The organism is Pseudomonas fildesensis (assembly GCF_001050345.1).
Lineage (GTDB): Bacteria > Pseudomonadota > Gammaproteobacteria > Pseudomonadales > Pseudomonadaceae > Aquipseudomonas > Aquipseudomonas fildesensis.
The window spans coordinates 263233-286162 of sequence record NZ_LFMW01000004.1 but is presented as its reverse complement, the minus strand read 5'-3'; the positions used below and the strand labels follow the sequence as shown (position 1 = coordinate 286162).

The window sequence follows — 22930 nt, the reverse complement described above, 5'->3', positions numbered from 1 at the left end:
ATCAGGCGACCTTGTTCAAGTCGTTATCCCGCGTCTCTTTCAGGCACAGCACAGCAATCAAGCTGAGCAACGCTGCCGCCGACACATACCCGCCGACATAACTCAGGCCACCCATCGCCACCAGCTTGGTCGCGAAGAACGGTGCCGCCGACGCCCCCACGATCCCGCCCAGGTTATACGCCGCCGAAGCACCGGTATAACGTACGCGCGTCGGGAACAATTCCGGCAGCATCGCGCCCATCGGGGCGAACGTCACGCCCATCAGGAACAATTCCAGAGCCAGAAACAGCGCAACGGCCCAGGTTGAACCGTGGGTCAGCAGCGGCTCCATGGTGAAACCCGACAGAATGGCCAGCACCGCGCCGACAATCAGCACCGGCTTGCGCCCGTAGCGATCACTGGCCAAGGCCGCCAGCGGCGTGGCCAGCCCCATGAACAGCACTGCAAAGCACAGCAGCCCGAGGAAGGTCTCGCGGCTGTAGCCCAGGGTCGAAACCCCGTAGCTCAAGGAAAACGCCGTGGTGATGTAGAACAACGCATAGCACACCACCATCGACGCCGCGCCCAGCAGCACCGGCAGCCAATGCTGGCTGAACAGTTCTACCAATGGCACTTTCACCGGTGCTGTCTTGGCGACGGCATTGGCGAACACCGGCGTTTCATGCAACTTCAGCCGTGCATACAGGCCGACCATCACCAGCGCGGCGCTGAGGATGAACGGAATACGCCAGCCCCAGCTGCGAAATTGCTCGTCATTCAGGCTGATGGCCAGGATCAGGAACAAACCGTTGGCCGCCAGGAACCCGATCGATGGGCCGAGTTGCGGGAACATGCCGAACCATCCGCGCTTGCCCTTGGGCGCGTTCTCGGTGGCCAGCAGCGCCGCGCCGCCCCATTCCCCGCCAAGGCCCAGGCCCTGGCCGAAGCGCAGCACGCACAAGAGGATGGGGGCCCAGGCGCCGATGCTGTCATAGCCCGGCAGCAAGCCGATCAGCGTGGTGCACACGCCCATCAGCAGCAACGAGGCCACCAGGGTCGACTTGCGGCCAATGCGGTCGCCAAAGTGGCCGAACAACGCCGAACCCAGCGGCCGGGCGATAAACGCGATACCGAAGGTCAGGAACGACGCCAGCATCTGCGCGGTGCCGGAGGTCTGCGGGAAGAACACCGGGCCGATCACCAGCGCCGCAGCGGTGGCGTAAATGTAGAAATCGTAGAACTCGATGGCGGTGCCGACGATGCTTGCGGTGGCGACGCGGGCGGTCGAGTTGGTCGGGGCGGCGGTCGCAGCCTCGTTATAGGTGGTGCTCATTGAGGTATCCCTGACGGTCGTTGCGCGTTTGGACGCGGATTATTATTGGTCGAACACCCATGGATCAGGGTTGTGCGCGGGGTGGCTCGGGATGGGAGCGAACACCGGTCAGACACGATAAAGCGGTGCCTGGACGCGCGGAGTGCGGGTAGCACGCGGTCGGGCGGGGCTTGGGTAAGCCGCCCCGATTATAGGAAGGGGTTTGCGGATCCAACAAGTGGCTTGCGAACATCTCTGGGGTGGTGCTCGGACTCATGCAGGCGCTGGCTTGCCAGCGATGCAGCCGACTCGATCTCTCCGGGATACCGAGGCTATCCTATCGCTGGCAAGCCAGCTCCTACATTGACCGTGGGGTTTAGGTCGCCACTGGCACGCGGCTGGTGTGCCAGATCAGCACCTTGGCGACGCGGTTGTCCTCGGTCTCGAGGATTTCCAGGCGGTAGCGGCCGATCTTCAGGCACACCGCGCAGTCCGGAATGGTTTCCAGCGCCTCGGTCACCAGGCCATTGAGGGTCTTGGGGCCGTCGCTGGGCAGGTGCCAGCCGAGGCTCTTGTTCAGTTCGCGGATCGATGCGGCGCCGTCGATGATGTAGCGACCGTCCGTCTGCACTTCGATATGCGGATTGTCCGCACTCTGTTCGCTTTCGAATTCGCCGACGATTTCTTCGAGAATATCTTCCAGGGTGACGATGCCCAGCACTTCGCCGTATTCATCCACCACCATGCCCAGGCGTCGCTGCTGCTTGTGGAAGTTCAGCAGTTGCAGTTGCAGGGGCGTGCTTTCCGGGACGAAGTAGGGCTCATGGCAGGCGGCGAGCAGCGCCTCTTTGGTCAGGCTCGCGTCCGGTAGCAGGTGCTGGATCTGCCGGGTGTTGAGTACGGCTTCGACCTGGTTGATGTCGCTGTGGAACACCGGCAGGCGGGTGCGTTCGGACGTGCGCAGTTGTTCGATGATCTCTTCGACCGAGTCATCCAGGTTGATGCCGTCCACTTCGCTGCGTGGCACCAGGATGTCGTTGACCGTGATGTTGTCCAAAGCATGGATGCCAGGCATGCCGGGCGTGCGGTTTTCGTCGGTCTCGGGCTCCGGTTCGTCATCATGGTCGGGTAACGGTTCGTCGCTCTTTTTCACCATGCCGGACTTGCGCGCGAACGGGCGCAACAGCAACAGGCTGATACCGTTGAGCAGCCAGGCCAGTGGATAGAGAATTTTTAGCGGTACGCCCAACAGCGTATTACCAAAGCCCAGCACGGCTTGCGGATGACGGGTAGCCAGGGCGCGGGGCAGGTAGTCGGCCAGTATCAGCAGAAGGGTGCAGGAGATCAACCAGCCGAGCCACGGACCGTTCAGCGCCCAGGCGTAGATCGCGAGCAGCGTGCAGAGAATCACCACTGCGGCGCGGCACAAGCTGTTGCAGAGGATCAAGCTATGGCGCGGGAAACTCAGGCGGGCCGCGGCCTTGTCGCCCTGGCGTGTGCCGGGGCGCAGAGCCAGCAGGTGTTGTTGTGCGGCTTCAATGGCGGTAAACAGCGCCGCCCATAACACCAGCAGGGCGATTACCGCGAGCATCGGCCCAAGGGGCAAGTTGTCCATGATCGCTGCCCGTCAGATATGCAGGATGTATTCGCGAACCAGCTTGCTGCCGAAATAGGCCAGCATCAGCAGGCAGAAACCGGCCAGGGTCCAGCGGATTGCCTTGTGCCCGCGCCAGCCGAGGCGGTTACGGCCCCACAGCAACACGCTGAACACGATCCAGGCCAGGCACGCCAGCAGGGTTTTGTGTACCAGATGCTGGGCGAACAGGTTCTCGACGAACAGCCAGCCGGAAATCAGTGACAGCGACAGCAGCGTCCAGCCGGCCCACAGGAAGCCGAACAGCAGGCTTTCCATGGTTTGCAACGGCGGGAAGTTCTTGATCAGCCCGGACGGGTGCTTGTGCTTGAGCTGGTGGTCCTGCAGCAGCAGGAGCAAGGCCTGGAACACCGCAATGGTGAACATGCCATAGGCGAGGATCGACAGCAGGATATGCGCCAGGATGCCCGGCTCTTCATCGATCACCTGCACCGTGCCGGTGGGGGCAAATTGCGCCAGCAGCACCGTGAGCAGGCCCAGGGGAAATAGCAGCACCAGCAGGTTTTCCACCGGGATGCGTGCGCAGGCGATCAGCGTCAGGGCGATCACCGCGGCGGCGATCAGGCTGGCGGCGCTGAAAAAATCCAGGCCCAGGCCGACGGGCGTCATCAAATGGGTGAACAGGCTCGCGGCGTGCGCCAGCAGAGCGAGGACGCCAAGGCCTGCCAGCAGGCGTTTGTCGGCCTTGGCACATTGCGCCAGGCGGGTGCCCTGGTAGAGGGTCGCAGCGGCATACAAAAGAGCGGCGGCGAGACTAGGTAGCAAACTGGGTGACAAAGGGAGCATAAATCCTGTTAGGCAAGCCCGAAAGGCGCTGAGTTTGGCATACACCTGCGTTCCACGAAAGACTCCAGAGCCAGACAGCGGGTGTGCATGGACGCAGTCTTCGCTATAATCCGCGACCTGCCCACGCCGCAGGCTCGCCGAGCGCTGTTTTTAATAGCGATTTACCACAGCCTGGGCCGCCGTTACCTCGGTCTACCAATGCACTTCGATGAATAGGGCCTGAAAGGATCGCGCATGTTTGAAAACCTGACTGACCGTCTCTCGCAGACGCTGCGCCACGTAACCGGCAAGGCCAAGCTGACCGAGGACAATATTAAAGACACCCTGCGCGAAGTGCGCATGGCGTTGTTGGAAGCCGACGTGGCCTTGCCTGTGGTCAAGGACTTCGTCAACGCGGTCAAAGAGCGCGCGGTCGGCACCGAAGTGTCGCGCAGCCTGACCCCGGGCCAGGCCTTTGTGAAGATCGTCCAGGCCGAACTCGAAAGCCTGATGGGCGCGGCCAACGAAGACCTGAACCTCAGCGCCGTGCCACCGGCCGTCGTGCTGATGGCCGGTCTGCAAGGTGCGGGTAAAACCACCACGGCCGGCAAGCTGGCGCGCTTCCTTAAAGAGCGCAAGAAAAAAACCGTGATGGTGGTGTCCGCCGACGTGTACCGTCCGGCGGCCATCAAGCAGTTGGAGATGCTTGCGGGCGAAGTGGGCGTGACCTTCTTCCCGTCGGACCTGAGCCAGAAGCCGGTCGACATTGCCAACGCTGCTATCAAAGAAGCAAAACTGAAATTCATCGACGTGGTCATCGTCGATACCGCCGGCCGCCTGCACATCGACGAAGAGATGATGGGCGAGATCAAGGCGCTGCATGCCGCGATCAACCCGGTCGAGACACTGTTCGTGGTCGACGCCATGACCGGCCAGGATGCTGCCAACACCGCCAAGGCCTTTGGTGATGCACTGCCGCTTACCGGTGTGATCCTGACCAAGGTTGACGGCGATGCCCGTGGCGGTGCGGCGCTGTCGGTACGTGCCATCACTGGCAAGCCGATCAAGTTCATCGGTATGGGCGAGAAGAGCGATGCGCTCGAACCGTTCCACCCTGAGCGGATCGCTTCGCGTATCCTCGGCATGGGTGACGTGCTCAGCCTGATCGAACAGGCCGAAGCGACCCTCGACAAGGACAAGGCCGATAAACTGGCCAAGAAGCTGAAGAAGGGCAAGGGTTTCGACCTCGAAGACTTCCGCGACCAGCTGCAACAAATGAAGAACATGGGCGGCCTCGGCGGCTTGATGGACAAGCTGCCGAACATCGGCGGTGTGAACCTGGCGCAGATGGGCAATGCCCAGGGCGCGGCAGAGAAGCAATTCAAACAGATGGAAGCCATTATCAACTCCATGACCCCGGCCGAGCGCCGCGACCCTGAGCTGATCAGCGGTTCGCGCAAACGTCGGATCGCCATGGGTTCCGGTACCCAGGTGCAGGACATCGGTCGCTTGATCAAGCAGCACAAGCAGATGCAGAAGATGATGAAGAAGTTCTCCGCAAAAGGCGGAATGGCCAAGATGATGCGCGGCATGGGCGGTATGTTGCCCGGCGGCGGCATGCCCAAAATGTAAAAATCTCGAGCGGGAGCGTGCTCCTGTTCCGACCCACAGGGACGTGGGATCTCCAGCAAACCCGCCATTGGCGGGAGCTGACTCGCCGTTTTAACCGACGGCTCTATAGCAGATCTGAGTGGCACGCCGATAGGCGCCAGAAAAAGACATTTGCAAAAGTCCGGATATTCCTTAGAATATGCGGCCTTTCGGGCACCTATGCCCGCTGTGCATTTAGATTTGCAGCACCGACTACAGGAACGATGTTCACATGCTAACAATCCGTCTTGCCCTTGGCGGCTCCAAAAAGCGCCCGTTTTACCACTTGACCGTAACTGACAGCCGCAACCCACGTGACGGCTCTCACAAGGAACAAGTAGGTTTCTTCAACCCGATCGCTCGTGGTCAAGAAGTCCGCCTGTCCGTGAACCAAGAGCGCGTAGCCTACTGGCTGAGCGTTGGTGCACAGCCTTCTGAGCGTGTTGCTAAGTTGTTGAAGGACTCGGCTAAGGCCGCAGCCTGAGCAATATGAACGCGACGCCAGCTGTTGCTGATGATTTGATCGTTATCGGCAAGATTTACTCTGTTCATGGCGTTCGCGGCGAAGTGAAGGTGTATTCCTTTACTGATCCGACTGAAAACCTGTTGCAGTACAAAACCTGGACGCTCAAGCGCGAGGGTAGTGTGAAACAGGTCGAGCTGGTCAGTGGACGCGGGAACGACAAGTTCCTGGTCGCAAAGCTCAAGGGTCTTGATGATCGTGAAGAAGCTCGTCTTCTGGCGGGTTATGAGATCTGCGTGCCGCGCAACCTGTTCCCTGAATTGACCGACGGCGAGTACTACTGGTACCAGCTGGAAGGTCTGAAGGTTATTGATCAACTCGGGCAATTGTTCGGGAAAATCGATCATCTTCTGGAAACCGGCGCCAATGATGTAATGGTGGTCAAGCCTTGCGCTGGCAGCCTGGATGATCGCGAACGCCTGTTGCCGTATACCGAGCAATGCGTGTTGGCCATCGACCTGGCAGCGGGCGAGATGAAGGTGGAATGGGACGCGGACTTCTAAGCGTGGCTAATTTGCGCATTGAAGTGATCAGTTTGTTTCCCGAGATGTTTTCCGCCATCAGCGAGTACGGCATCACCAGTCGGGCGGTGAAACAGGGGCTCTTGCAGCTCACCTGTTGGAACCCGCGAGACTACACGACGGATCGACATCACACTGTGGATGATCGCCCATTTGGCGGTGGCCCTGGCATGGTGATGAAGATCAAGCCCCTGGAAGACGCGTTGGTTCAGGCCAAGGCTGCTGCCGGGGAGAAGGCGAAGGTAATTTACCTGTCCCCTCAAGGCCGTCAGCTGAAACAGGCTGCGGTACGCGAACTGGCGAATGAGGAAGCATTAATCCTGATTGCCGGTCGCTATGAAGGCATTGACGAGCGTTTTATTGAAGCTCATGTCGATGAAGAGTGGTCGATTGGGGACTATGTCCTGTCTGGCGGCGAGCTGCCGGCGATGGTCCTGATAGATGCGGTTACACGACTGCTGCCTGGAGCTTTAGGGCATGCGGACTCCGCGGAGGAAGATTCCTTCACGGATGGTTTGCTGGATTGCCCGCACTACACCCGACCGGAGGTGTATGCGGATCAGCGTGTTCCCGACGTATTGCTAAGTGGCAATCACGCACACATCCGGCGTTGGCGTTTACAGCAGTCCCTTGGTCGGACCTATGAACGACGCGCCGATCTTCTGGAAAGCCGCTCGCTTTCTGGAGAAGAGAAGAAGCTGCTCGAGGAATACATCCTCGCGCGGGACGATAGTTAACAACGTATCGATGGTAGGTCCGACGACTTACCTTAGGAGCACAGCATGACTAACAAAATCATCCTTGCACTCGAAGCAGAGCAGATGACCAAAGAGATCCCTACCTTTGCCCCGGGCGACACTATTGTCGTTCAGGTGAAAGTGAAGGAAGGCGACCGTTCGCGTCTGCAAGCGTTCGAAGGCGTGGTAATTGCCAAGCGTAACCGTGGTGTGAACAGTGCTTTCACTGTTCGTAAAATCTCCAACGGTGTTGGCGTAGAGCGTACTTTCCAGACCTACAGCCCGCAAATCGACAGCATGGCCGTTAAACGTCGCGGTGACGTACGTAAAGCCAAGCTGTACTACCTGCGTGACCTGTCCGGTAAAGCAGCTCGCATCAAGGAAAAACTGGCTTAAGTCCAGCTTCCCGATGCAGAAAAAAGCAGCCTACGGGCTGCTTTTTTGTGCCTGAAATTTGTCTATTTTCCGGTATTCGTCCATGACCACCCGCCTCGAAGAAATCCAGCGCCGCACCGACCTGTCCGTGACCCACGTGACCAAGGCCGTGTTTCCGCCGACCACCAATCACCACAACACCCTGTTCGGCGGCACCGCCCTGGCGTGGATGGATGAAGTCTCCTTCATCACCGCGACGCGTTTCTGCCGCTTGCCGCTGGTGACGGTCTCCACTGATCGCATCGACTTCAATCACGCAATCCCTGCCGGCTCCATCGTCGAGCTGATTGGCCGTGTCATCAAGGTCGGCAATACCAGCCTCAAGGTCGAGGTGGAAGTGTTTGTCGAGAGCATGAGTGCCGATGGCCGCGAAAAAGCGATCCAGGGTGTGTTCAGCTTCGTCGCCATTGATGTCGACAAGCGCCCAGTGCCGGTGCTGCCTGGGTTTGTGGACTGATCCTGAACCGAGTCGCTTTTGTGGCGAGGGAGGTCCCACTACCTCTTCGACGTAGCGCTGTCGCGCAGCAAACTGGGACCTCTGTGGCGAGCGGGCTTGTCCCGCGTTGGGGTGCGAAGCGCCCCTGATGAAGACGAATGCGGTGTATCGGGCACTCCTCTGCGCCTGGTTTTGGGGCTGCTGCGCAGCCCAACGCGGGACAAGCCCGCTCGCCACAAGAATGCGGTCGCTTGAAATTGTTTATGCAAGACTCAAAACTTTAGGGTGAAATTTTAACCCTTTAAAATCATTAAGTTATTTTAAGTTTGATAAGGCCTTGCTCCCGTTGGGCTGGGAAGCAGCCTTGAAGTTTTTGGAGCGCTTCGCACTCCAGCGCGAGCAAGCTCCCTCGCCACAAGTTATTGTTCGCCCTTTCTATTTCTTAACTGAACGGCATTGCGCACATGGCGGGGCATTTTTATGCGTATGGATTAGGCCTTACAGCCCATCCAGCATCGCCTTGTTACGCACAGCACCCTTATCGGCGCTGGTCGCCAGCAGGGCATAAGCCTTCAACGCGGTGGTGACTTTACGCGGACGCTTCTCCACCGGCTTCCAGCCTTTCTTGTCCTGCTCGACCCGGCGTGCGGCGAGTTCTTCGTCGCTGATCAACAGGTTGATCGAGCGGTTCGGAATGTCGATCAGCACCTTGTCGCCGTCCTGCACCAGGCCAATTGCGCCGCCGGCAGCGGCTTCAGGCGAAGCGTGGCCGATGGACAGGCCCGAGGTGCCGCCGGAGAAGCGGCCGTCGGTCAGCAGGGCGCAGGCCTTGCCCAGGCCCTTGGATTTCAGGTAGGACGTCGGGTAGAGCATCTCTTGCATACCTGGGCCGCCTTTCGGGCCTTCGTAGCGGATGATCACGATGTCGCCTTCTTTCACTTCGTCGGCGAGGATGCCGCGTACCGAGCTGTCCTGGCTTTCGTAGATCTTGGCGCGGCCTTCGAAGACGTGGATCGACTCGTCCACACCGGCGGTTTTCACCACACAGCCGTCGAGGGCGATGTTGCCGTACAGCACGGCCAGGCCGCCTTCTTGCGAGTAGGCGTGCTCGACACTGCGGATACAGCCGTTTTCACGGTCGTCGTCCAGGGTGTCCCAACGGGTCGACTGGCTGAACGCCGTCTGGGTCGGGATGCCCGCCGGGCCGGCCTTGAAGAAGGTGTGCACGGCTTCGTCGTCAGTCTGGGTGATGTCCCACTTGGCGATGCCTTCGGCCAGGGATTTGCTGTGCACGGTCGGCAGGTCGGTGTGCAGCAGGCCGCCACGGGCCAACGAGCCGAGGATCGAGAAAATCCCGCCGGCGCGGTGCACGTCTTCCATGTGGTACTTCTGAATGTTCGGCGCGACCTTGCACAGTTGCGGCACGTGACGGGACAGACGGTCGATGTCGCGCAGGTCGAAATCGATCTCGGCTTCCTGGGCGGCGGCCAGCAAGTGCAGGATGGTGTTGGTGGAACCGCCCATGGCGATGTCCAGGGTCATGGCGTTTTCGAACGCCTTGAAGTTGGCGATGTTGCGCGGCAACACCGACTCATCATTCTCGCCGTAGTAACGCTTGCACAGCTCGACGATGGTACGGCCGGCCTGCAGGAACAGCTGCTCGCGGTCGCTGTGGGTGGCCAGGGTGGAGCCGTTGCCCGGCAAGGCCAGGCCCAGGGCTTCCACCAGGCAGTTCATCGAGTTGGCGGTGAACATGCCGGAGCACGAACCGCAGGTCGGGCACGCGCTGCGCTCGTATTCCGCGACCTTCTCGTCAGAAGCGCTGGAGTCGGCGGCGATCACCATGGCGTCGACCAGGTCGAGGCCGTGGGAAGCGAGTTTGGTCTTGCCGGCTTCCATCGGACCACCGGACACGAAGATCACCGGGATGTTCAGGCGCAGGGCGGCCATCAGCATGCCTGGGGTGATCTTGTCGCAGTTCGAGATGCACACGATGGCGTCGGCGCAGTGGGCGTTGACCATGTACTCCACGGAGTCGGCGATGATCTCGCGGCTCGGCAGGGAATACAGCATGCCGTCATGGCCCATGGCGATGCCGTCATCCACGGCGATGGTGTTGAATTCTTTCGCTACACCGCCGGCGCGCTCGATCTCGCGGGCGACCAGTTGGCCGAGGTCCTTGAGGTGGACGTGGCCGGGTACAAACTGGGTGAACGAGTTGGAAATCGCGATGATCGGCTTCTTGAAGTCGTCATCTTTCATCCCCGTGGCGCGCCACAGTGCGCGGGCGCCGGCCATGTTGCGGCCGTGGGTGGATGTTTTCGAGCGGTAATCTGGCATGGAGCACTCCGGGCGGCTAATCAGGTACTAAGGGGAGTGAGCTTCTATTGACGTCTGGAACACTCAGAAAATGGCCGTGTGTCCGGAAGTTGCCTCAAACGTTACGGGATCGCCGCGCGCATTGGCCTTGAGCTCATAAACCCGCCGGGGGATGACTGGCGATGAATAGGGCCGATTCTACACCGCTGGCGGCTGGAGGGAATGGCCGAAACCGTGAAGATAGCCGCTACGGGACGTGCGGGCGCAACGCAGCCGCCCGCCTCGCTCCTACAGTGGAAAGCGTCAGCGCCCGACCCGCGCATTCGTCAGCCAGCCCCACAGGCTGAAAACGATGAAACTCACGGCAATCGTCATCAGCAAATGGCTGCCGGTTTGCGCAAGTGCGGCGCTGCTGATGGCGGCCGTGAGAAACATGATGCTGTTGCCCGCCGACGCCGCCGTACCGGCGCTGCTTGAGAACAACAGCATCGCCGCAGAAATCGCGGCGGGCCGAACCAGGGTAACGGCCAGGGCGCTGATCAGCATCGGGATCAGCAGCGTCACGGTAGTGATCGCCTCAAGGCTGACGATCAGCGTTAACAGCACACCGGCGACGAGCAGTAACCCCAGGCCGATATTGATTTGCCGGGACAGCGCGATGCGTTTTTGCAGGTACGAGGCTGCCACGCCGCCCAGCAGATAAGCCACGCCATACACCATCAGCACCAGCGCGTACTGGTATTCGGAGAGTTTCAGCGCATCCATGAAGATCAGTGGCGTCACGCTGATCAAGGCGAAGTAAAAGGCGAACACCAGCGCGGCTATCCACCAGTAGCGCAGGAAGTCCCGATTGCCGGCGACGGCTTTGAGTGTGCCGATAATCGACACCGGGGCGCGGTGCGGGCTCGCGGACTTGGACGGCAGGATGCAAAACGCATGAATCAACATGCCCAGGGCCATCAGGGCGAATCCGTAGAAGCTGCCCTGCCAGTCGAATGTGGTTTGCAGCCAGGAGCCGATCAGCGGCGAGAGTGCGACAAACGAACCGCTCAGGGTCATGTAGTAGAGACGCACACGGGCGCGGTCCTGTTCGTCGAACAGGTCTTCCACCAGCGCGTGGCCCAGCACGAAGAAACCGCAGCCCATGGCCTGTACCGAGCGAAACAGCAGGAAGGTCAGGTAGTCCGACGCCAGTGCGCAACCTATTGCCCCCAGGATCGACAACGTGATGCAGCCGAGCAGGACTTCCTTGCGGCCCCATTTATCCGAGAGCGGGCCGGCGACCAGTTGGGAGATGGAGAAGACCAGCGTGAACAAACTGATGGAGAGTGCGATATCGGCGCTAGGCGTGTCGAACCTGGCAGCCAGCGCGGGGAACGAGGGCAGCAGAATGTTGATCGGGAAGAAGCTGATCAGGGAAATGCAGGTGATGAGTATGAAGCGGGAGAGTTGTTGACGCTTGGCGTCGCCACTGAGCGCGGGCGAGCAGGTGGACTCAGACATTGTTGTTATTTTCCGGAGTAAAACCAGAAACCGATACTAGTCTGCGAAACGTGGAATTCAATCAAAACTATTGTGGGAGGGTTCCTGTAGTGGTGTGGGTTGCCATTGTAGGAACGGGCAAGCCCGTTCCTACAATGATCCAGCCATCAGCTATTGGGCAACAACCGGCACGTAATGCTCTTGATGTACCGCGTCTCGGCAATCGCAGGGTGCACCGGGTGATCAGGCCCCTGGCCGCCGCGTTCGAGCATCTGGATATTGCGGTCCAGGTGGCGGGCGCTGGTCAGCAGGATGTTTTGCAGATCGTCTTCCGGCAGGTGCATGGAGCACGATGCGCTGACCAGGATGCCGTCTTTGCTGAGCAGGCGCATGGCTTGCTCGTTCAAGCGGCGGTAGGCGCCTTCGCCGTTTTTCATGTCTTTTTTGCGTTTGATGAAGGCCGGTGGGTCGGCGACGATCACGTCGAAGCGCTCTTCGCTGGCTTTCAGTTCTTTCAGGGCTTCGAAGACGTCGCCTTCGATGCAGGTCATCTTCTCGGCAACGCCGTTCAGCGCGGCATTGCGCTCAACGCCGTCGAGGGCGAAGGCCGAGGCGTCGACGCAGAACACTTCACTGGCGCCGAACGCTGCAGCTTGCACGCCCCAGCCGCCGATGTAGCTGTACAGGTCGAGCACGCGTTTGCCTTTGGCATACGGGGCCAGGCGGGCGCGGTTCATGCGGTGGTCATAGAACCAGCCGGTTTTTTGGCCCTGGATCACCGGGGCTTCGAATTTCACGCCGTTTTCTTCCAGCGCGACCCACTCCGGCACCAGGCCGAACACGGTTTCGACGTAGCGGTTGAGGCCTTCGGCGTCGCGCGCAGCGGAGTCGTTCTTGAACAGGATGCCGCTCGGCTTGAGCACTTGGGTCAGGGCGGCGATCACGTCTTCTTTATGGGCTTCCATGGTCGCTGAAGCGATCTGCACTACCAGGATGTCGCCGAAACGGTCGACCACCAGGCCTGGCAACAGGTCGGAATCACCGTAGACCAGGCGGTAGAACGGCTTGTCGAACAGGCGATCACGCAGCGAAAGGGCGACGTTGATGCGGTGTACCAGCAGCGACTTGTCCAGCGGCAACTTGATGTCGCGCGACAGCAGGCGGGCGCAGATCAGGTTGTTCGGGCTCATGGCCACGATGCCCAGGGTCTTGCCGCCGGCTGCTTCGAGGATGGCCTGGTCGCCTGCCTGGAAGCCGTGAAGTGGGGTAGCGGCCACGTCGATTTCGTTGCTGTAGACCCACAGGTGGCCGTTGCGCAAACGACGATCGGCGTTGGCTTTGAGACGCAGGCTTGGCAGGGACATGACGTCGCTCCGGAAAAAAGAGCGGGAGTATAGCGTGTTGCATTACATTCCGCGGCTTGGCCTGATGGACTGTAGGAGCGAGGGGTGGTTTTTTGAGGTGTCGATCAGGTTCGTATCGGGGTTAGAATCCCTGCCTAGCCCAGAGTGTGTACTTATGTCCCAAGAGCTTACCGCCGAGCAGATTCAACAAGTCCTACAAGGCATCAGCGTGCCGCCCCAACCGCAAATCATGGTGGATTTGCAGATGGAGCAGTACATGCCCGACCCGGACCTGGAAGTGATCGCGAAGTTGATTGCCCAGGACCCGGGCCTGTCCGGCGCTCTGTTGAAGATCGTCAACTCGCCGTATTACGGCCTGAGCAACAAAGTCGCCTCGATCCAGCGCGCGGTGAACCTATTGGGCAGCCGCTCGATTATCAACCTGATCAACGCCCTGTCGATCAAGGGTGAGATGAGTGACGACACCATCGTTACCCTCAACCGCTTCTGGGACACGGCCCAGGATGTGGCAATGACCTGCCTGACCCTGGCCAAGCGCACCGGCTCTCAGGCGGTGGACGAAGCTTATGCCCTTGGCCTGTTCCACGATTGTGGTGTGCCGCTGATGCTCAAGCGCTTTCCCAATTACATGGCCGTGCTGGAGGAGGCTTATGGCAACGCCGGCCCGGACTGCCGCGTAGTCGACACCGAAAACAACGCGTTCAACACCAACCATGCGGTGGTCGGCTACTACACCGCCAAGTCCTGGCGCCTGCCGGAGCATGTGACCGACGCCATCGCCAATCACCACAATGCCCTGGCGATTTTCAGCGATGATTCTCACCACCGGCCACAGCTGAAAAACCTGCTGGCGATCCTGAAAATGGCCGAGCACATTTGCGCGTCCTACCGGGTGCTGGGTAATCAGTCGGTCGACCATGAGTGGAACGCTATTGGCCCGCTGGTGCTGGATCACATCGGCTTGTCGGATTACGACTTCGAGAGTTTGAAGCAGTCGATCCGCGAACTGGGCGCGCACTGACCCTTTATTCACGAGGTACACATGCCTGAGTTACCGGAAGTCGAAACCACCCGGCGCGGGATTGCGCCGCACTTGGAAGGCCAGCGGGTCAGCCGCGTGGTGGTACGTGAGCGGCGCCTGCGCTGGCCGATCCCGGAAGACCTGGATGTGCGCCTGTCGGGCCAACGCATCGTGCTGGTGGAGCGGCGGGCCAAGTACCTGTTGATCAATGCTGAAGTGGGTACCTTGATCAGCCACCTGGGTATGTCGGGCAACCTGCGCCTGGTGGAAGTCGGCCTGCCGGCGGCCAAGCATGAGCATGTGGACATCGAGCTGGAGTCGGGCCTGGCCCTGCGCTACACCGACCCCCGGCGTTTCGGCGCGATGCTCTGGAGCCAGGACCCGTACAACCACGAATTGTTGATTCGCCTGGGGCCGGAGCCATTGACCGACCTGTTCGATGGCGAGCGTTTGTTTAAGCTGTCACGTGGGCGTTCGATGGCGGTGAAGCCGTTCATCATGGACAACGCGGTGGTGGTGGGCGTGGGCAATATCTATGCGACGGAAGCGTTGTTTGCGGCGGGGATCGATCCGCGTCGCGAGGCCGGCGGTATTTCACGCGGGCGTTATTTGAAGCTGGCGATTGAGATCAAACGCATTCTGGCGGCAGCCATCGAGCGGGGCGGCACGACTTTGCGGGACTTTATCGGTGGCGACGGGCAGCCGGGGTATTTCCAGCAGGAATTGTTCGTCTATGGCCGGGGAGGCGAGGCGTGCAAGGTGTGTGGGGCGGAGTTGCGCAATGTGGTGCTGGGGCAGCGGGCGAGTGTGTTTTGCCCGAAATGTCAGAGCTGATTGTTGTGTGAAGGCTGATTACGCCATCGGGAGCAAGTCGAATCGTCGCTCCCGATGAGGCCCTGACAGGCGCTGCGAGTCCTCAGGCCTTACCGGTAATGACGCGGTATTTGGCCATCAACTGCTCTTCCGTTTCCGGATGGGCTTCATCCAGCGGAATACAATCCACCGGGCACACCTGCTGGCACTGGGGTTCGTCGTAGTGGCCGACACACTGGGTGCACAGGTTGGGGTCGATCACGTAGATCTCTTCGCCTTGGGAAATCGCGGCGTTCGGGCACTCGGGTTCGCAGACGTCGCAGTTGATGCAATCGTCGGTGATGATCAGGGACATGGAAACTCCTGCCAGGGCACTCTGCCAAGGCATCTGAAAACTAATGCGCGCAATTGTGCCGCATTGGCGTCGGCAGTGCGAGCGCACATGACCTGTGGTTGGTGCGCTTGTGTGGCTAGGGTGTGTATGTGTCGAGTGGGCCTATTGTGGCGAACGGGCTTTTCGTGGCGAGCGGGCTTGCCCCGCGTTGGGCTGCGAAGCGGCCCCAATTCAAGACACCGTGCGCTTTCAGGTAAAACCGCGCCGCCTGGTTTCAGGGCCGCTGCGCGCCCCAACGCGGGGCAAGCCCGCTCGCCACAGACAAGCCAGGCTCACCACAATAAGCCAGGCTCACCACAGCCAAACCAGGCTGATCACAACAAGTCTGCACCTGGTTTTACTTCTTGAAGCGCAAAGTCAGCGCATCAGCCACAGCTGGATGAACGAACTTGGTGATATCTCCGCCCAAAGCGGCGATTTCGCGCACTAACGTCGAGGAAATGAATGAGTAACGTTCCGACGGCGTAAGGAACAGGCTTTCGACGTCCGGCGCCAGTTGGCGGTTCATATTGGCCAGCTGGAATTCGTATTCGAAGTCCGACACCGCACGCAAGCCACGCAGGAACACATTGGCGTTCTGCTCCTTGGCGAAATGCGCGAGCAGTGTCGAAAAGCCCATCACTTCAACGTTGGGCAGGTGTTTGGTGACCTCACGCGCCAGCTCCACGCGCTGTTCCAGGGGAAACAGCGGGTTTTTCTTGGGGCTGGCCGCGACCGCGATGATCACATGGTCGAACAAGCGCGAGGCGCGTTCGACCAGATCGCCATGGCCTTTGGTAATCGGGTCGAAGGTACCTGGGTACAACACTCGGTTCATCGCGTCGTCCTGGCGGAGTCCGTTGGGGAACCGGATGGTATCGCAGCCATCCCGGTCGGCCAAGTCAACTTATGCAGAAGAAAGCAGTATAGACATGGAGAATACCGTGTTTTTTCATGCCGTTTTCAGACGTTCGGCCAAAGCTGTCGCCAGTTGGGCGGTCAATCCATACACCGATAATTGCGGATTAGCCCCAATGCTCGTGGGGAATAACGAGCCATCGTGAATCGACAGATTGCGCAGTTGGTGGTGACGCCCGAGGCTGTCGGCCACTGCATTTTCAGGGTCTTCGCCCATCGCACAGCCGCCCATCACATGGGCGCTGCCCAGCGTCGTTCGATGCAGTTCCAGGCTCAGACCGTCAATCATGCTGCGCGCCTCGGCCAGAGTGTTCACGTAGCGCGCATCGTGATGTAACGGCTTGACCGACCTGGCGCCCGCCGCGAACTGAATCTCGGCCATGCTGTGGAAGGCCCGGCGCAGGCCGTCCCAGGCGTAATCCGACACCTGGTAGTCGAGCACCGGCGTACCGTCCCCGCGCAGATCCACGCTGCCGCCCGAACTGTCGGGGTGGAAACCGTCTCGCAACAACGCCAGCATCGCGTGGGTGTTGGGCAATCGGTTCATATCCAGGGCGTTCTGCGTGCCGTAGCCGCCGAACAAGGTGCTGGCCAATCCTGGATGTAAGGGTGGCGCCTCAAGCTTGTAGGACATTTTGCCGGTGGTGCCGTCCTGCCATTGGAAGTGATCGGAATAAATCGACTGCGGCGCGCCGTAGAACGGGTTGATCACCTCGTCGAACAACCCGGCGGAGAAGTTCACCAGGTGCAAAAACGTGCGTTTGCCCAGCCGCGAATGCGGGTCGGGGGCGTCCGAGCGCATCAGCAGCGCCGGGCTGTTGATGCCGCCGCCCGACAGCACATAGTGCTTGGCCTTGACCGTGATCTTGCGCCCGGTGGGTGCCACGCAGCGTTCATCCATGGCCACACATTCCAGGCTGCTGATAGTGTCACCGCTGTACTTCAAACGTTCGGCGCGGGCCAGGTACAGCAGCTCTCCGCCTTTTTCCAGGGTGGAAGGGATGGTGGTCACCAGCATCGATTGCTTGGCGTTGACCGGGCAGCCCATGCCGCAATAACCCAGGTTGAAGCAGCCGCGAACGTTGCGTGGGATGACGTGCCAGCTGTAGCCGAGTTTTTCGCAGCCCTTGCGGATCACATCATTGTTGGCGTTGGGCGGTATGGCCCAGGGCGCGATGCCCAGGCGCTGCTCCATTTTCTCGAACCACGGAGCCATCTCGGCACTGCTGTGGCCCTTGACTGCATATTCACTGGCCCAGTGGGAAAGGGTGGCGTCCGGGGTGCGAAAGCTCGAAGTCCAGTTGATCAAGGTGGTGCCGCCCACCGCCCGGCCCTGCAGGATGGTGATCGCGCCGTCCTTGCTCATGCGGCCGATGCCCTCCTGGTACAGGCTGGCATAGGCCTCGTCTTCGAGCAGCTTGAAGTCGCTGCTGGTCTTGAGCGGACCTTCTTCGATCAGCAACACCTTGTAGCCGGCGGCGCTGAGTATTTCGGCGGTGGTGCCGCCACCGGCACCGCTGCCGATGATCGCCACGTCGGCTTCCAGGGTCAGGTCGCTGTCGAGGGCGGCGCCGTTGTGGGTTTTCCAGCCACGGGCGAGGCCGTCACGAAACAGATCAGGTACGGGCATAAACAAGCACTCTTATTGTTATGGGGGCGCCTACAGGGTTTGTCAGATCTTCGGCGGGCCGGGGTAGCCACAGTGGGCCCAGGATTGCGGCCGGAAGTACCAGGCCATGATCACCAGTTTGAGCAGCGAGCCCTGGCCCATGCGCAACAGGTTCAGGTAGCTGTTTTCCCAGCGATGCAGGAAGTTGCGGATCTGCTCGCCGCTGGCGTTTTCCCAACTGCCCCAGATGCCGGTCAGCGGGCCGCGGGTGATACCCATGCCGAGCACATCGAAGAGTTGCTGGGTGAGCTTGAACATCTCCGGCGACAGATGCTGCAGGCTGTAATCGAGTTTTTTCAGGGTGTCTTCGATGCCGCTGGCGACTTCCTGAGCGCTGGCCACGCCCTCCAGCAACACCGGGATTACCGCGCGCAAAAACGGCAAATCACTGCTGCGCAACATGGCAAAGCCGCTGGCTGGGGTGCTGCTGGAACAGCCGCTGAGGCTGGCACCAAGGCCAGCGGTGGCCAGGAAGGCGCTGGCGCACAGGCCAATTTTCAGGACGCCGCGCCGCGACAGCGTGGGTGAATCAGTCAGGCTGGGGTTCATTGTTATTGTTTTCCCGAGGGTGGCTTTATCAGCGAACGAACAGCTTCTGGATCAACTTCTGGATCGATTTGCCGTACGGCGGGTAGATCAATTTCGCCGCGTTCAGGCGCTGTTTCACCAGCACACCCTTGGCCTTGCTGAACGTCAGGAACCCCTCATGCCCGTGGTAGTGGCCCATGCCCGACGGGCCGATACCGCCAAACGGCATGTCATCCTGGGCTACATGCAGCAAGGTGTCGTTCAGGCACACACCACCGGAATGGGTCTCGTGGAGTACGCGGTTCTGTTCGCCCTTGTTGTAGCCGAAGTAATACAGGGCCAGTGGGCGAGGGCGCTGGTTGATGTAGGCAAAGGCCTGGTCGATGCCGCGATAAGGCACGATCGGTAGCACTGGGCCGAAAATTTCGTCCTGCATCACGGTCATGTCATCGCTGACATTCAGCAACAGGCTGTGGGCCATGCGCCGTGCCTGGCCCTGGTCGTAAAGCGGGATCAGAGTGGCGCCTTTGTCGGTGGCGTCCTTGATGTAGGCATTCAGCCGGGCCAGTTGTCGTTCGTTGATGATGGCGGTGTAGTCCGGGTTGTCGGCCAGCTTCGGATAGAACCCTCGAATTGCCTGGCTGTAAGCCTCGACGAAACCGTCGACGCGGTCTTCCGGCACCAGCACGTAGTCCGGCGCCACGCAGGTTTGCCCGGCATTCAGGGCTTTACCGAAAGCGATGCGCTCGGCGGCGTCCTTGAGTGGCACATCCGCCGAGACGATGGCCGGCGACTTGCCACCCAGCTCCAGGGTGACCGGCGTGAGGTGTTCGGCCGCAGCGCGCATCACGTGCTTGCCAATGCTGGTAGCGCCCGTGAACAGCAGGTGGTCGAAGCGCAGTTTGGAAAACGCCATGCCCACTTCTGCCTCGCCCAACACCACGCACACCAAGTCCTCGGGGAAGATTTTCGCCAGCAGTCTCTTGAGCAGGTCACCCGTAGCGGGCGTTGATTCGCTGAGCTTGAGCATCACCCGGTTACCCGCCGCCAACGCACCCACCAGCGGACCGATGGCCAAGTACAGTGGGTAGTTCCAGGGCACGATCACCCCGACCACGCCCAGCGGTTGATAAATGACTTTGGCCGAAGCGGGTTGGAAGGCGATGCCTACAGCGCGGCGGGAAGGTTTCATCCAGCCCTTGAGGTGCTTGCTGGCATAGTGAATGCCATGCAGGCTGGGCATCAGTTCGGCGAACAGGGTTTCGTCAGCGCTACGGTGGCTGAAGTCCTGGCTGATCGCGTTGATCAGTGCCTGGCGTTCATCACTGAGCAAGTCCCTCAAGGCCTTGAGCCATTGCTGACGTTGCGCGGCCGGCGGCATCGGGTTGGCCGCATAGGCGCTTCGCTGGGTGTCGAACAGGTGCTGGAGCTGATCCAGCGCCTGGGAATCTTGTAGGTAGGCAACGTTGGCAGACATGGCACAGTTCCCGATTGTTATAGGTCTGCCTGGATTTTTAGAGTCATTGCTCTAAATTGTCAAATAACATTGCAGCAATATGCAGATTTATCCTGACAAGGATAGGCCGTAAGATGCCTCTTCACGTGTATAGAAGCTGATTCCCCTATGGCACCACGAGTAAAGACCAACGAGCGCATTGTGCAAACCAGCCTCGAGCTTTTTAACCAGCAGGGCGAGCGCAGTGTCAGTACCAACCACATCGCCGCCCACATGGAAATTTCGCCGGGCAACCTGTACTACCACTTCCCCAACAAGCAGGCGATCATCGCCGTACTGTTTCGCGAATACGAAGCGCTGGTGGACAGTTTTCTGCGCCCGCCCCAAGGCCGCGCGATCACCGTCGAAGACAAGCGTTTCTACCTGCAGGCCTTACTGGCCGGCATGTGGCGCTACCGTTTCTTGCACCGCGACCTTGAACACCTGCTGGAAAGCGACCCGGAACTGGCCACTGGCTACCGGCGTTTTTCCCAGCGCTGCCTGATCCAGGGCGGCGCCATCTACCGAGGGTTTGTCGATGCCGGCATCCTCAATATGGACCCGGTGCAAACCGAAGCCCTGACCCTGAACGCCTGGATCATCCTCACCTCGTGGGTGCGTTTCCTGTGCACCACCAATGAAAATTCCACCCATTTGAGCGCCGAAGCGATCAAGCGCGGGGTGTATCAGGTACTGGTGCTGGAGGCGGGTTTTGTCACGCCCCAGGCGAAGGAGGCGGTGGATGCCTTGTTCAAAGAGTTTTACGTGCCGTTGAACCAGGCACTGGAAGAAGTGAAGTAGACCTTTCCCACATGCATTCGTAGGAGTTCGTCATGCCGCTTGCCCAACTGATTAGCCCCCAGCAATTGGCCGAGCGCCAGAAGTCGGCCGGGCTTGTGATCCTGGATTGTCGATTTGCCCTGGAAGACCCGGATTACGGGCGTTGCAGCTACGCCGAAGGGCATATCGAGGGCGCGCACTATGCCGACCTGGAATGCCACCTCAGCGGGCCGGTGATCAAGGGTGTGACCGGTCGTCACCCATTGCCGGCGGCGGATGTGTTCGCTAAGCAACTGCGGGCCTGGGGCGTCAACGCTGGCACCGACGTAGTGCTCTATGACGACGGCCCCGGCGCCTATGCGGCGCGGGCGTGGTGGTTGCTGGCCTGGCTGGGCAAGCGTGACGGCGTGTTTATTCTGGATGGTGGCCTAAAGGCCTGGCACGCCGCCGGTTTCCCCTTGAGCCTGGATGCGCCGGTGATTGAGCCGGGCACCTTTGCTGGCAAGCCGGATAATCACTTGCTGCTGGATGCCGAACACCTGCAGAAACGCCTGGGCCAACCAGGCCTGACCCTGATCGACGCCCGCGCCCAGCCGCGCTTTCGCGGCGAATTGGAGCCCATCGACCCGATTGCCGGGCATATCCCCGGCGCGCAATGTGCGGCGTTCAACGAAAACCTGGGCAGTGACGGCCGTTTCCTGCCAGCCGAACAGCTCAAACAGCGCTTTGCGGTTAAGTTGCAGGACCGCTCGCCGGATGAATTGGTGGCGTACTGCGGTTCCGGCGTGACGGCATGCCATAACCTGTTCGCGCTGAGTTTGGCGGGTTATCCGTTGGGCAAGTTGTATGCAGGGTCGTGGAGCGAGTGGATTACCGATCCGACGCGGGAAATCGCTACCGGCGACTAAACGCGCAACCCACTGTAGGCGTCCGGCTTGCCGGCGATGGAGTCCTCAAGCCAGGCGCGTTAGCCAATGGACCCATCGTCGGCAAGCCGGGCTTACAGACTAGGGTGTGGATTGCGTCAGCAGCCAGGCTGGAATTCGTCGTTCCAGGTAATAGCCGGGGTGTTTGATTGAGCCATCGACGAAACCGACATGCCCACCTTTCGCTGTCAGCTCAAATTCAGTGCAATCCGACAACTCGCTGGCCTCGGGTAGGCTGTGGGCGAACACGAACGGGTCATCGGCGGCCTGGATGATCAAGGTCGGCGTGCGGATATCGCCCAGGTAATAGCGGCTCGACGCGCGGCGGTAATAGTCCTCGGCACTGAGGTAACCATGCAGCGGCGCGGTGACGCGGCCATCGAAGTCCCAGAACGTACGCATCTTCTCCAGTGAGCCCAGGGACTCCAGGGTTTTCAGCGCGTCTTCACGGCCATCCTGCAAAAACTGGCGTTGCTTGACGCGTATATACGCCAGCATTTCGCGCATAAAGTGTTTTTGATACACCCGCGAGAAACCCAGCCCGATGCGATCTGCGCACTGGTCCAGGCGAAACGGCACCGACACCGCCGCCGCGCCTTGCAGCCCCGAGGCCTCACCGGTTTCCCCCAGGTGCTTGAGCAGCACATTGCCGCCCAGCGAATAACCCACCGCATACAGCGGCGCCAACGGCCGTTTGGCGCGCAGGTGCGCAATCGCCGACGCCAGGTCTTCACTGGCACCCGAGTGATAGCTGCGCGCCAACAGGTTCGGCTCGCCCGAGCAACCGCGCCAGTTCAAGGCCGCACTGGCCCAGCCCTGGGCGGCGAGGACTTTTTGCAAACCTGCCACGTAGGGCGAGTTGGATGAACCGGTCAGGCCATGCAGCACCAGCACCAACGGTGCCTGTGCGTCGTGGGGGCCGTGCCAGTCGAGGTCGAGAAAGTCGCCATCTTCCAGCCACAGGCGTTCGCGCTGGCGTTCGAGATGGGTGGTGGGACGCCACAGCGGCCCCCACAGTGTTTGCAGGTGGGGGTTGCCGAGGCCGAAGGCGGGTTTGAACAGGTCGGAAGAGGGGGTCATGAAATTCTCTGTGGCGAGCGGGCTTGTCCCGCGTTGGGCTGCGGAGCAGCCCTAAAACCTGCCACCGCGATTTTTCTGAAAGAACGCGGTGACTGTGCTGGGGCTGCTTCGCAGCCCAACGCGGGGCAAGCCCGCTCGCCACAACAAGCC

The 22930-nt window shown here is 60.4% G+C and carries 22 protein-coding genes; 10 read left to right on the top strand and 12 right to left on the bottom strand.

The genetic code is table 11. From position 1 onward, the window contains the following. Position 1 precedes the first annotated feature (1 nt). From ACR52_RS07740 to ACR52_RS07730, 3 genes are all read right to left on the bottom strand, one after another. The gene (locus ACR52_RS07740) at positions 2–1312 is read right to left on the bottom strand and encodes an MFS transporter (RefSeq protein WP_048722709.1); all 1311 of its coding nucleotides are present in this window, start codon (positions 1310–1312) and stop codon (positions 2–4) included. Positions 1313–1667: 355 nt separating this feature from the next. Beyond that, on the bottom strand, positions 1668–2906 hold the full coding sequence (locus ACR52_RS07735) for a transporter associated domain-containing protein (protein ID WP_048722707.1): 1239 nt from the start codon (positions 2904–2906) through the stop codon (positions 1668–1670). A gap of 12 nt (positions 2907–2918) precedes the next feature. Continuing rightward, complete coding sequence (locus ACR52_RS07730) at positions 2919–3731, bottom strand: cytochrome C assembly family protein (protein ID WP_048722704.1); 813 nt, start codon at positions 3729–3731, stop codon at positions 2919–2921. 234 nt (positions 3732–3965) lie between these two features. Here ACR52_RS07730 and ffh point away from each other — a divergent pair, with 234 nt between their 5' ends. From ffh to ACR52_RS07700, 6 genes are all read left to right on the top strand, one after another. After that, positions 3966–5342 carry a signal recognition particle protein gene (ffh, locus tag ACR52_RS07725; RefSeq protein ID WP_048722699.1) on the top strand — a complete coding sequence of 459 codons (1377 nt, stop codon included), beginning with the start codon at positions 3966–3968 and terminating at the stop codon, positions 5340–5342. Between the two features lie 250 nt (positions 5343–5592). Beyond that, positions 5593–5844, top strand: coding sequence for a 30S ribosomal protein S16 (rpsP, locus tag ACR52_RS07720; RefSeq protein WP_003238923.1), 252 nt, complete (start codon positions 5593–5595; stop codon positions 5842–5844). 5 nt (positions 5845–5849) lie between these two features. Further along, positions 5850–6386 carry a ribosome maturation factor RimM gene (gene rimM, locus ACR52_RS07715; RefSeq protein WP_048722693.1) on the top strand — a complete coding sequence of 179 codons (537 nt, stop codon included), beginning with the start codon at positions 5850–5852 and terminating at the stop codon, positions 6384–6386. Then, on the top strand, positions 6368–7141 hold the full coding sequence (gene trmD, locus ACR52_RS07710) for a tRNA (guanosine(37)-N1)-methyltransferase TrmD (protein ID WP_024077235.1): 774 nt from the start codon (positions 6368–6370) through the stop codon (positions 7139–7141). The genes rimM and trmD overlap by 19 nt, the downstream gene beginning before the upstream one ends. 45 nt (positions 7142–7186) lie before the next feature. Beyond that, positions 7187–7537 (top strand): 50S ribosomal protein L19, encoded by a 351-nt coding sequence (gene rplS / locus ACR52_RS07705; RefSeq protein WP_003175895.1) that lies wholly within the window; start codon positions 7187–7189, stop codon positions 7535–7537. 82 nt (positions 7538–7619) lie between these two features. Then, positions 7620–8033: an acyl-CoA thioesterase gene (locus tag ACR52_RS07700; protein WP_048722639.1), complete on the top strand. Its 414-nt coding sequence runs from the start codon at positions 7620–7622 to the stop codon at positions 8031–8033. A 477-nt stretch (positions 8034–8510) separates the two neighbouring features. On the opposite strand, the gene ilvD is transcribed toward ACR52_RS07700, so the two are convergent. The 3 genes from ilvD to ACR52_RS07685 all read right to left on the bottom strand — a co-directional run bounded on the left by ilvD (position 8511) and on the right by ACR52_RS07685 (position 13177). Beyond that, positions 8511–10352: a dihydroxy-acid dehydratase gene (gene ilvD / locus ACR52_RS07695; RefSeq protein ID WP_048722636.1), complete on the bottom strand. Its 1842-nt coding sequence runs from the start codon at positions 10350–10352 to the stop codon at positions 8511–8513. A gap of 282 nt (positions 10353–10634) precedes the next feature. Then, the gene (locus ACR52_RS07690; protein ID WP_048722632.1) at positions 10635–11834 is read right to left on the bottom strand and encodes an MFS transporter; all 1200 of its coding nucleotides are present in this window, start codon (positions 11832–11834) and stop codon (positions 10635–10637) included. 146 nt (positions 11835–11980) lie between these two features. Continuing rightward, entirely contained in the window at positions 11981–13177 is a 1197-nt protein-coding gene (locus ACR52_RS07685; RefSeq protein WP_003213799.1) for a class I SAM-dependent rRNA methyltransferase, read from the bottom strand. Positions 13178–13385: 208 nt separating this feature from the next. On the opposite strand from ACR52_RS07685, the gene ACR52_RS07680 reads away from it, so the two are divergent. Further along, the gene (locus ACR52_RS07680) at positions 13386–14198 is read left to right on the top strand and encodes an HDOD domain-containing protein (RefSeq protein WP_173439217.1); all 813 of its coding nucleotides are present in this window, start codon (positions 13386–13388) and stop codon (positions 14196–14198) included. A gap of 21 nt (positions 14199–14219) precedes the next feature. Beyond that, a complete protein-coding gene (mutM, locus tag ACR52_RS07675; RefSeq protein ID WP_048722624.1) occupies positions 14220–15032 on the top strand; it encodes a bifunctional DNA-formamidopyrimidine glycosylase/DNA-(apurinic or apyrimidinic site) lyase in 813 nt (270 codons plus the stop codon). An 82-nt stretch (positions 15033–15114) separates the two neighbouring features. Here the strand turns inward: mutM and ACR52_RS07670 are convergent, their stop codons facing one another. The 5 genes from ACR52_RS07670 to ACR52_RS07650 form a co-directional block, all read right to left on the bottom strand. Beyond that, positions 15115–15366 carry a YfhL family 4Fe-4S dicluster ferredoxin gene (locus tag ACR52_RS07670; RefSeq protein WP_048722619.1) on the bottom strand — a complete coding sequence of 84 codons (252 nt, stop codon included), beginning with the start codon at positions 15364–15366 and terminating at the stop codon, positions 15115–15117. Positions 15367–15742: 376 nt separating this feature from the next. Further along, positions 15743–16222: a pantetheine-phosphate adenylyltransferase gene (coaD, locus tag ACR52_RS07665; protein ID WP_048722617.1), complete on the bottom strand. Its 480-nt coding sequence runs from the start codon at positions 16220–16222 to the stop codon at positions 15743–15745. Positions 16223–16336: 114 nt separating this feature from the next. Further along, the gene (locus ACR52_RS07660) at positions 16337–17932 is read right to left on the bottom strand and encodes a GMC family oxidoreductase (protein ID WP_048722614.1); all 1596 of its coding nucleotides are present in this window, start codon (positions 17930–17932) and stop codon (positions 16337–16339) included. 42 nt (positions 17933–17974) lie between these two features. Continuing rightward, entirely contained in the window at positions 17975–18520 is a 546-nt protein-coding gene (locus ACR52_RS07655; protein WP_048722611.1) for a hypothetical protein, read from the bottom strand. A gap of 28 nt (positions 18521–18548) precedes the next feature. Beyond that, on the bottom strand, positions 18549–19976 hold the full coding sequence (locus tag ACR52_RS07650) for a coniferyl aldehyde dehydrogenase (protein WP_048722608.1): 1428 nt from the start codon (positions 19974–19976) through the stop codon (positions 18549–18551). A 147-nt stretch (positions 19977–20123) separates the two neighbouring features. Between ACR52_RS07650 and ACR52_RS07645 the strand changes: the two genes are divergently transcribed. Continuing rightward, on the top strand, positions 20124–20795 hold the full coding sequence (locus ACR52_RS07645) for a TetR/AcrR family transcriptional regulator (RefSeq protein WP_048722605.1): 672 nt from the start codon (positions 20124–20126) through the stop codon (positions 20793–20795). Between the two features lie 32 nt (positions 20796–20827). Continuing rightward, positions 20828–21682: a sulfurtransferase gene (locus ACR52_RS07640; protein WP_048722603.1), complete on the top strand. Its 855-nt coding sequence runs from the start codon at positions 20828–20830 to the stop codon at positions 21680–21682. Positions 21683–21781: 99 nt separating this feature from the next. Here the strand turns inward: ACR52_RS07640 and ACR52_RS07635 are convergent, their stop codons facing one another. Continuing rightward, positions 21782–22780 (bottom strand): hydrolase, encoded by a 999-nt coding sequence (locus ACR52_RS07635; protein ID WP_048722600.1) that lies wholly within the window; start codon positions 22778–22780, stop codon positions 21782–21784. Positions 22781–22930: the final 150 nt, after the last annotated feature.

What these genes read in the sequence shown, in the direction of transcription:
- ACR52_RS07740 (WP_048722709.1), bottom strand. Translation starts at nt 1,312, where the DNA reads ATGAGCACCACCTATAACGAGGCTGCGACCGCCGCCCCGACCAACTCG.
- ACR52_RS07735 (WP_048722707.1), bottom strand. Translation starts at nt 2,906, where the DNA reads ATGGACAACTTGCCCCTTGGGCCGATGCTCGCGGTAATCGCCCTGCTG.
- ACR52_RS07730 (WP_048722704.1), bottom strand. Translation starts at nt 3,731, where the DNA reads ATGCTCCCTTTGTCACCCAGTTTGCTACCTAGTCTCGCCGCCGCTCTT.
- ffh (WP_048722699.1), top strand. Translation starts at nt 3,966, where the DNA reads ATGTTTGAAAACCTGACTGACCGTCTCTCGCAGACGCTGCGCCACGTA.
- rpsP (WP_003238923.1), top strand. Translation starts at nt 5,593, where the DNA reads ATGCTAACAATCCGTCTTGCCCTTGGCGGCTCCAAAAAGCGCCCGTTT.
- rimM (WP_048722693.1), top strand. Translation starts at nt 5,850, where the DNA reads ATGAACGCGACGCCAGCTGTTGCTGATGATTTGATCGTTATCGGCAAG.
- trmD (WP_024077235.1), top strand. Translation starts at nt 6,368, where the DNA reads ATGGGACGCGGACTTCTAAGCGTGGCTAATTTGCGCATTGAAGTGATC.
- rplS (WP_003175895.1), top strand. Translation starts at nt 7,187, where the DNA reads ATGACTAACAAAATCATCCTTGCACTCGAAGCAGAGCAGATGACCAAA.
- ACR52_RS07700 (WP_048722639.1), top strand. Translation starts at nt 7,620, where the DNA reads ATGACCACCCGCCTCGAAGAAATCCAGCGCCGCACCGACCTGTCCGTG.
- ilvD (WP_048722636.1), bottom strand. Translation starts at nt 10,352, where the DNA reads ATGCCAGATTACCGCTCGAAAACATCCACCCACGGCCGCAACATGGCC.
- ACR52_RS07690 (WP_048722632.1), bottom strand. Translation starts at nt 11,834, where the DNA reads ATGTCTGAGTCCACCTGCTCGCCCGCGCTCAGTGGCGACGCCAAGCGT.
- ACR52_RS07685 (WP_003213799.1), bottom strand. Translation starts at nt 13,177, where the DNA reads ATGTCCCTGCCAAGCCTGCGTCTCAAAGCCAACGCCGATCGTCGTTTG.
- mutM (WP_048722624.1), top strand. Translation starts at nt 14,220, where the DNA reads ATGCCTGAGTTACCGGAAGTCGAAACCACCCGGCGCGGGATTGCGCCG.
- ACR52_RS07670 (WP_048722619.1), bottom strand. Translation starts at nt 15,366, where the DNA reads ATGTCCCTGATCATCACCGACGATTGCATCAACTGCGACGTCTGCGAA.
- coaD (WP_048722617.1), bottom strand. Translation starts at nt 16,222, where the DNA reads ATGAACCGAGTGTTGTACCCAGGTACCTTCGACCCGATTACCAAAGGC.
- ACR52_RS07660 (WP_048722614.1), bottom strand. Translation starts at nt 17,932, where the DNA reads ATGCCCGTACCTGATCTGTTTCGTGACGGCCTCGCCCGTGGCTGGAAA.
- ACR52_RS07655 (WP_048722611.1), bottom strand. Translation starts at nt 18,520, where the DNA reads ATGAACCCCAGCCTGACTGATTCACCCACGCTGTCGCGGCGCGGCGTC.
- ACR52_RS07650 (WP_048722608.1), bottom strand. Translation starts at nt 19,976, where the DNA reads ATGTCTGCCAACGTTGCCTACCTACAAGATTCCCAGGCGCTGGATCAG.
- ACR52_RS07645 (WP_048722605.1), top strand. Translation starts at nt 20,124, where the DNA reads ATGGCACCACGAGTAAAGACCAACGAGCGCATTGTGCAAACCAGCCTC.
- ACR52_RS07640 (WP_048722603.1), top strand. Translation starts at nt 20,828, where the DNA reads ATGCCGCTTGCCCAACTGATTAGCCCCCAGCAATTGGCCGAGCGCCAG.
- ACR52_RS07635 (WP_048722600.1), bottom strand. Translation starts at nt 22,780, where the DNA reads ATGACCCCCTCTTCCGACCTGTTCAAACCCGCCTTCGGCCTCGGCAAC.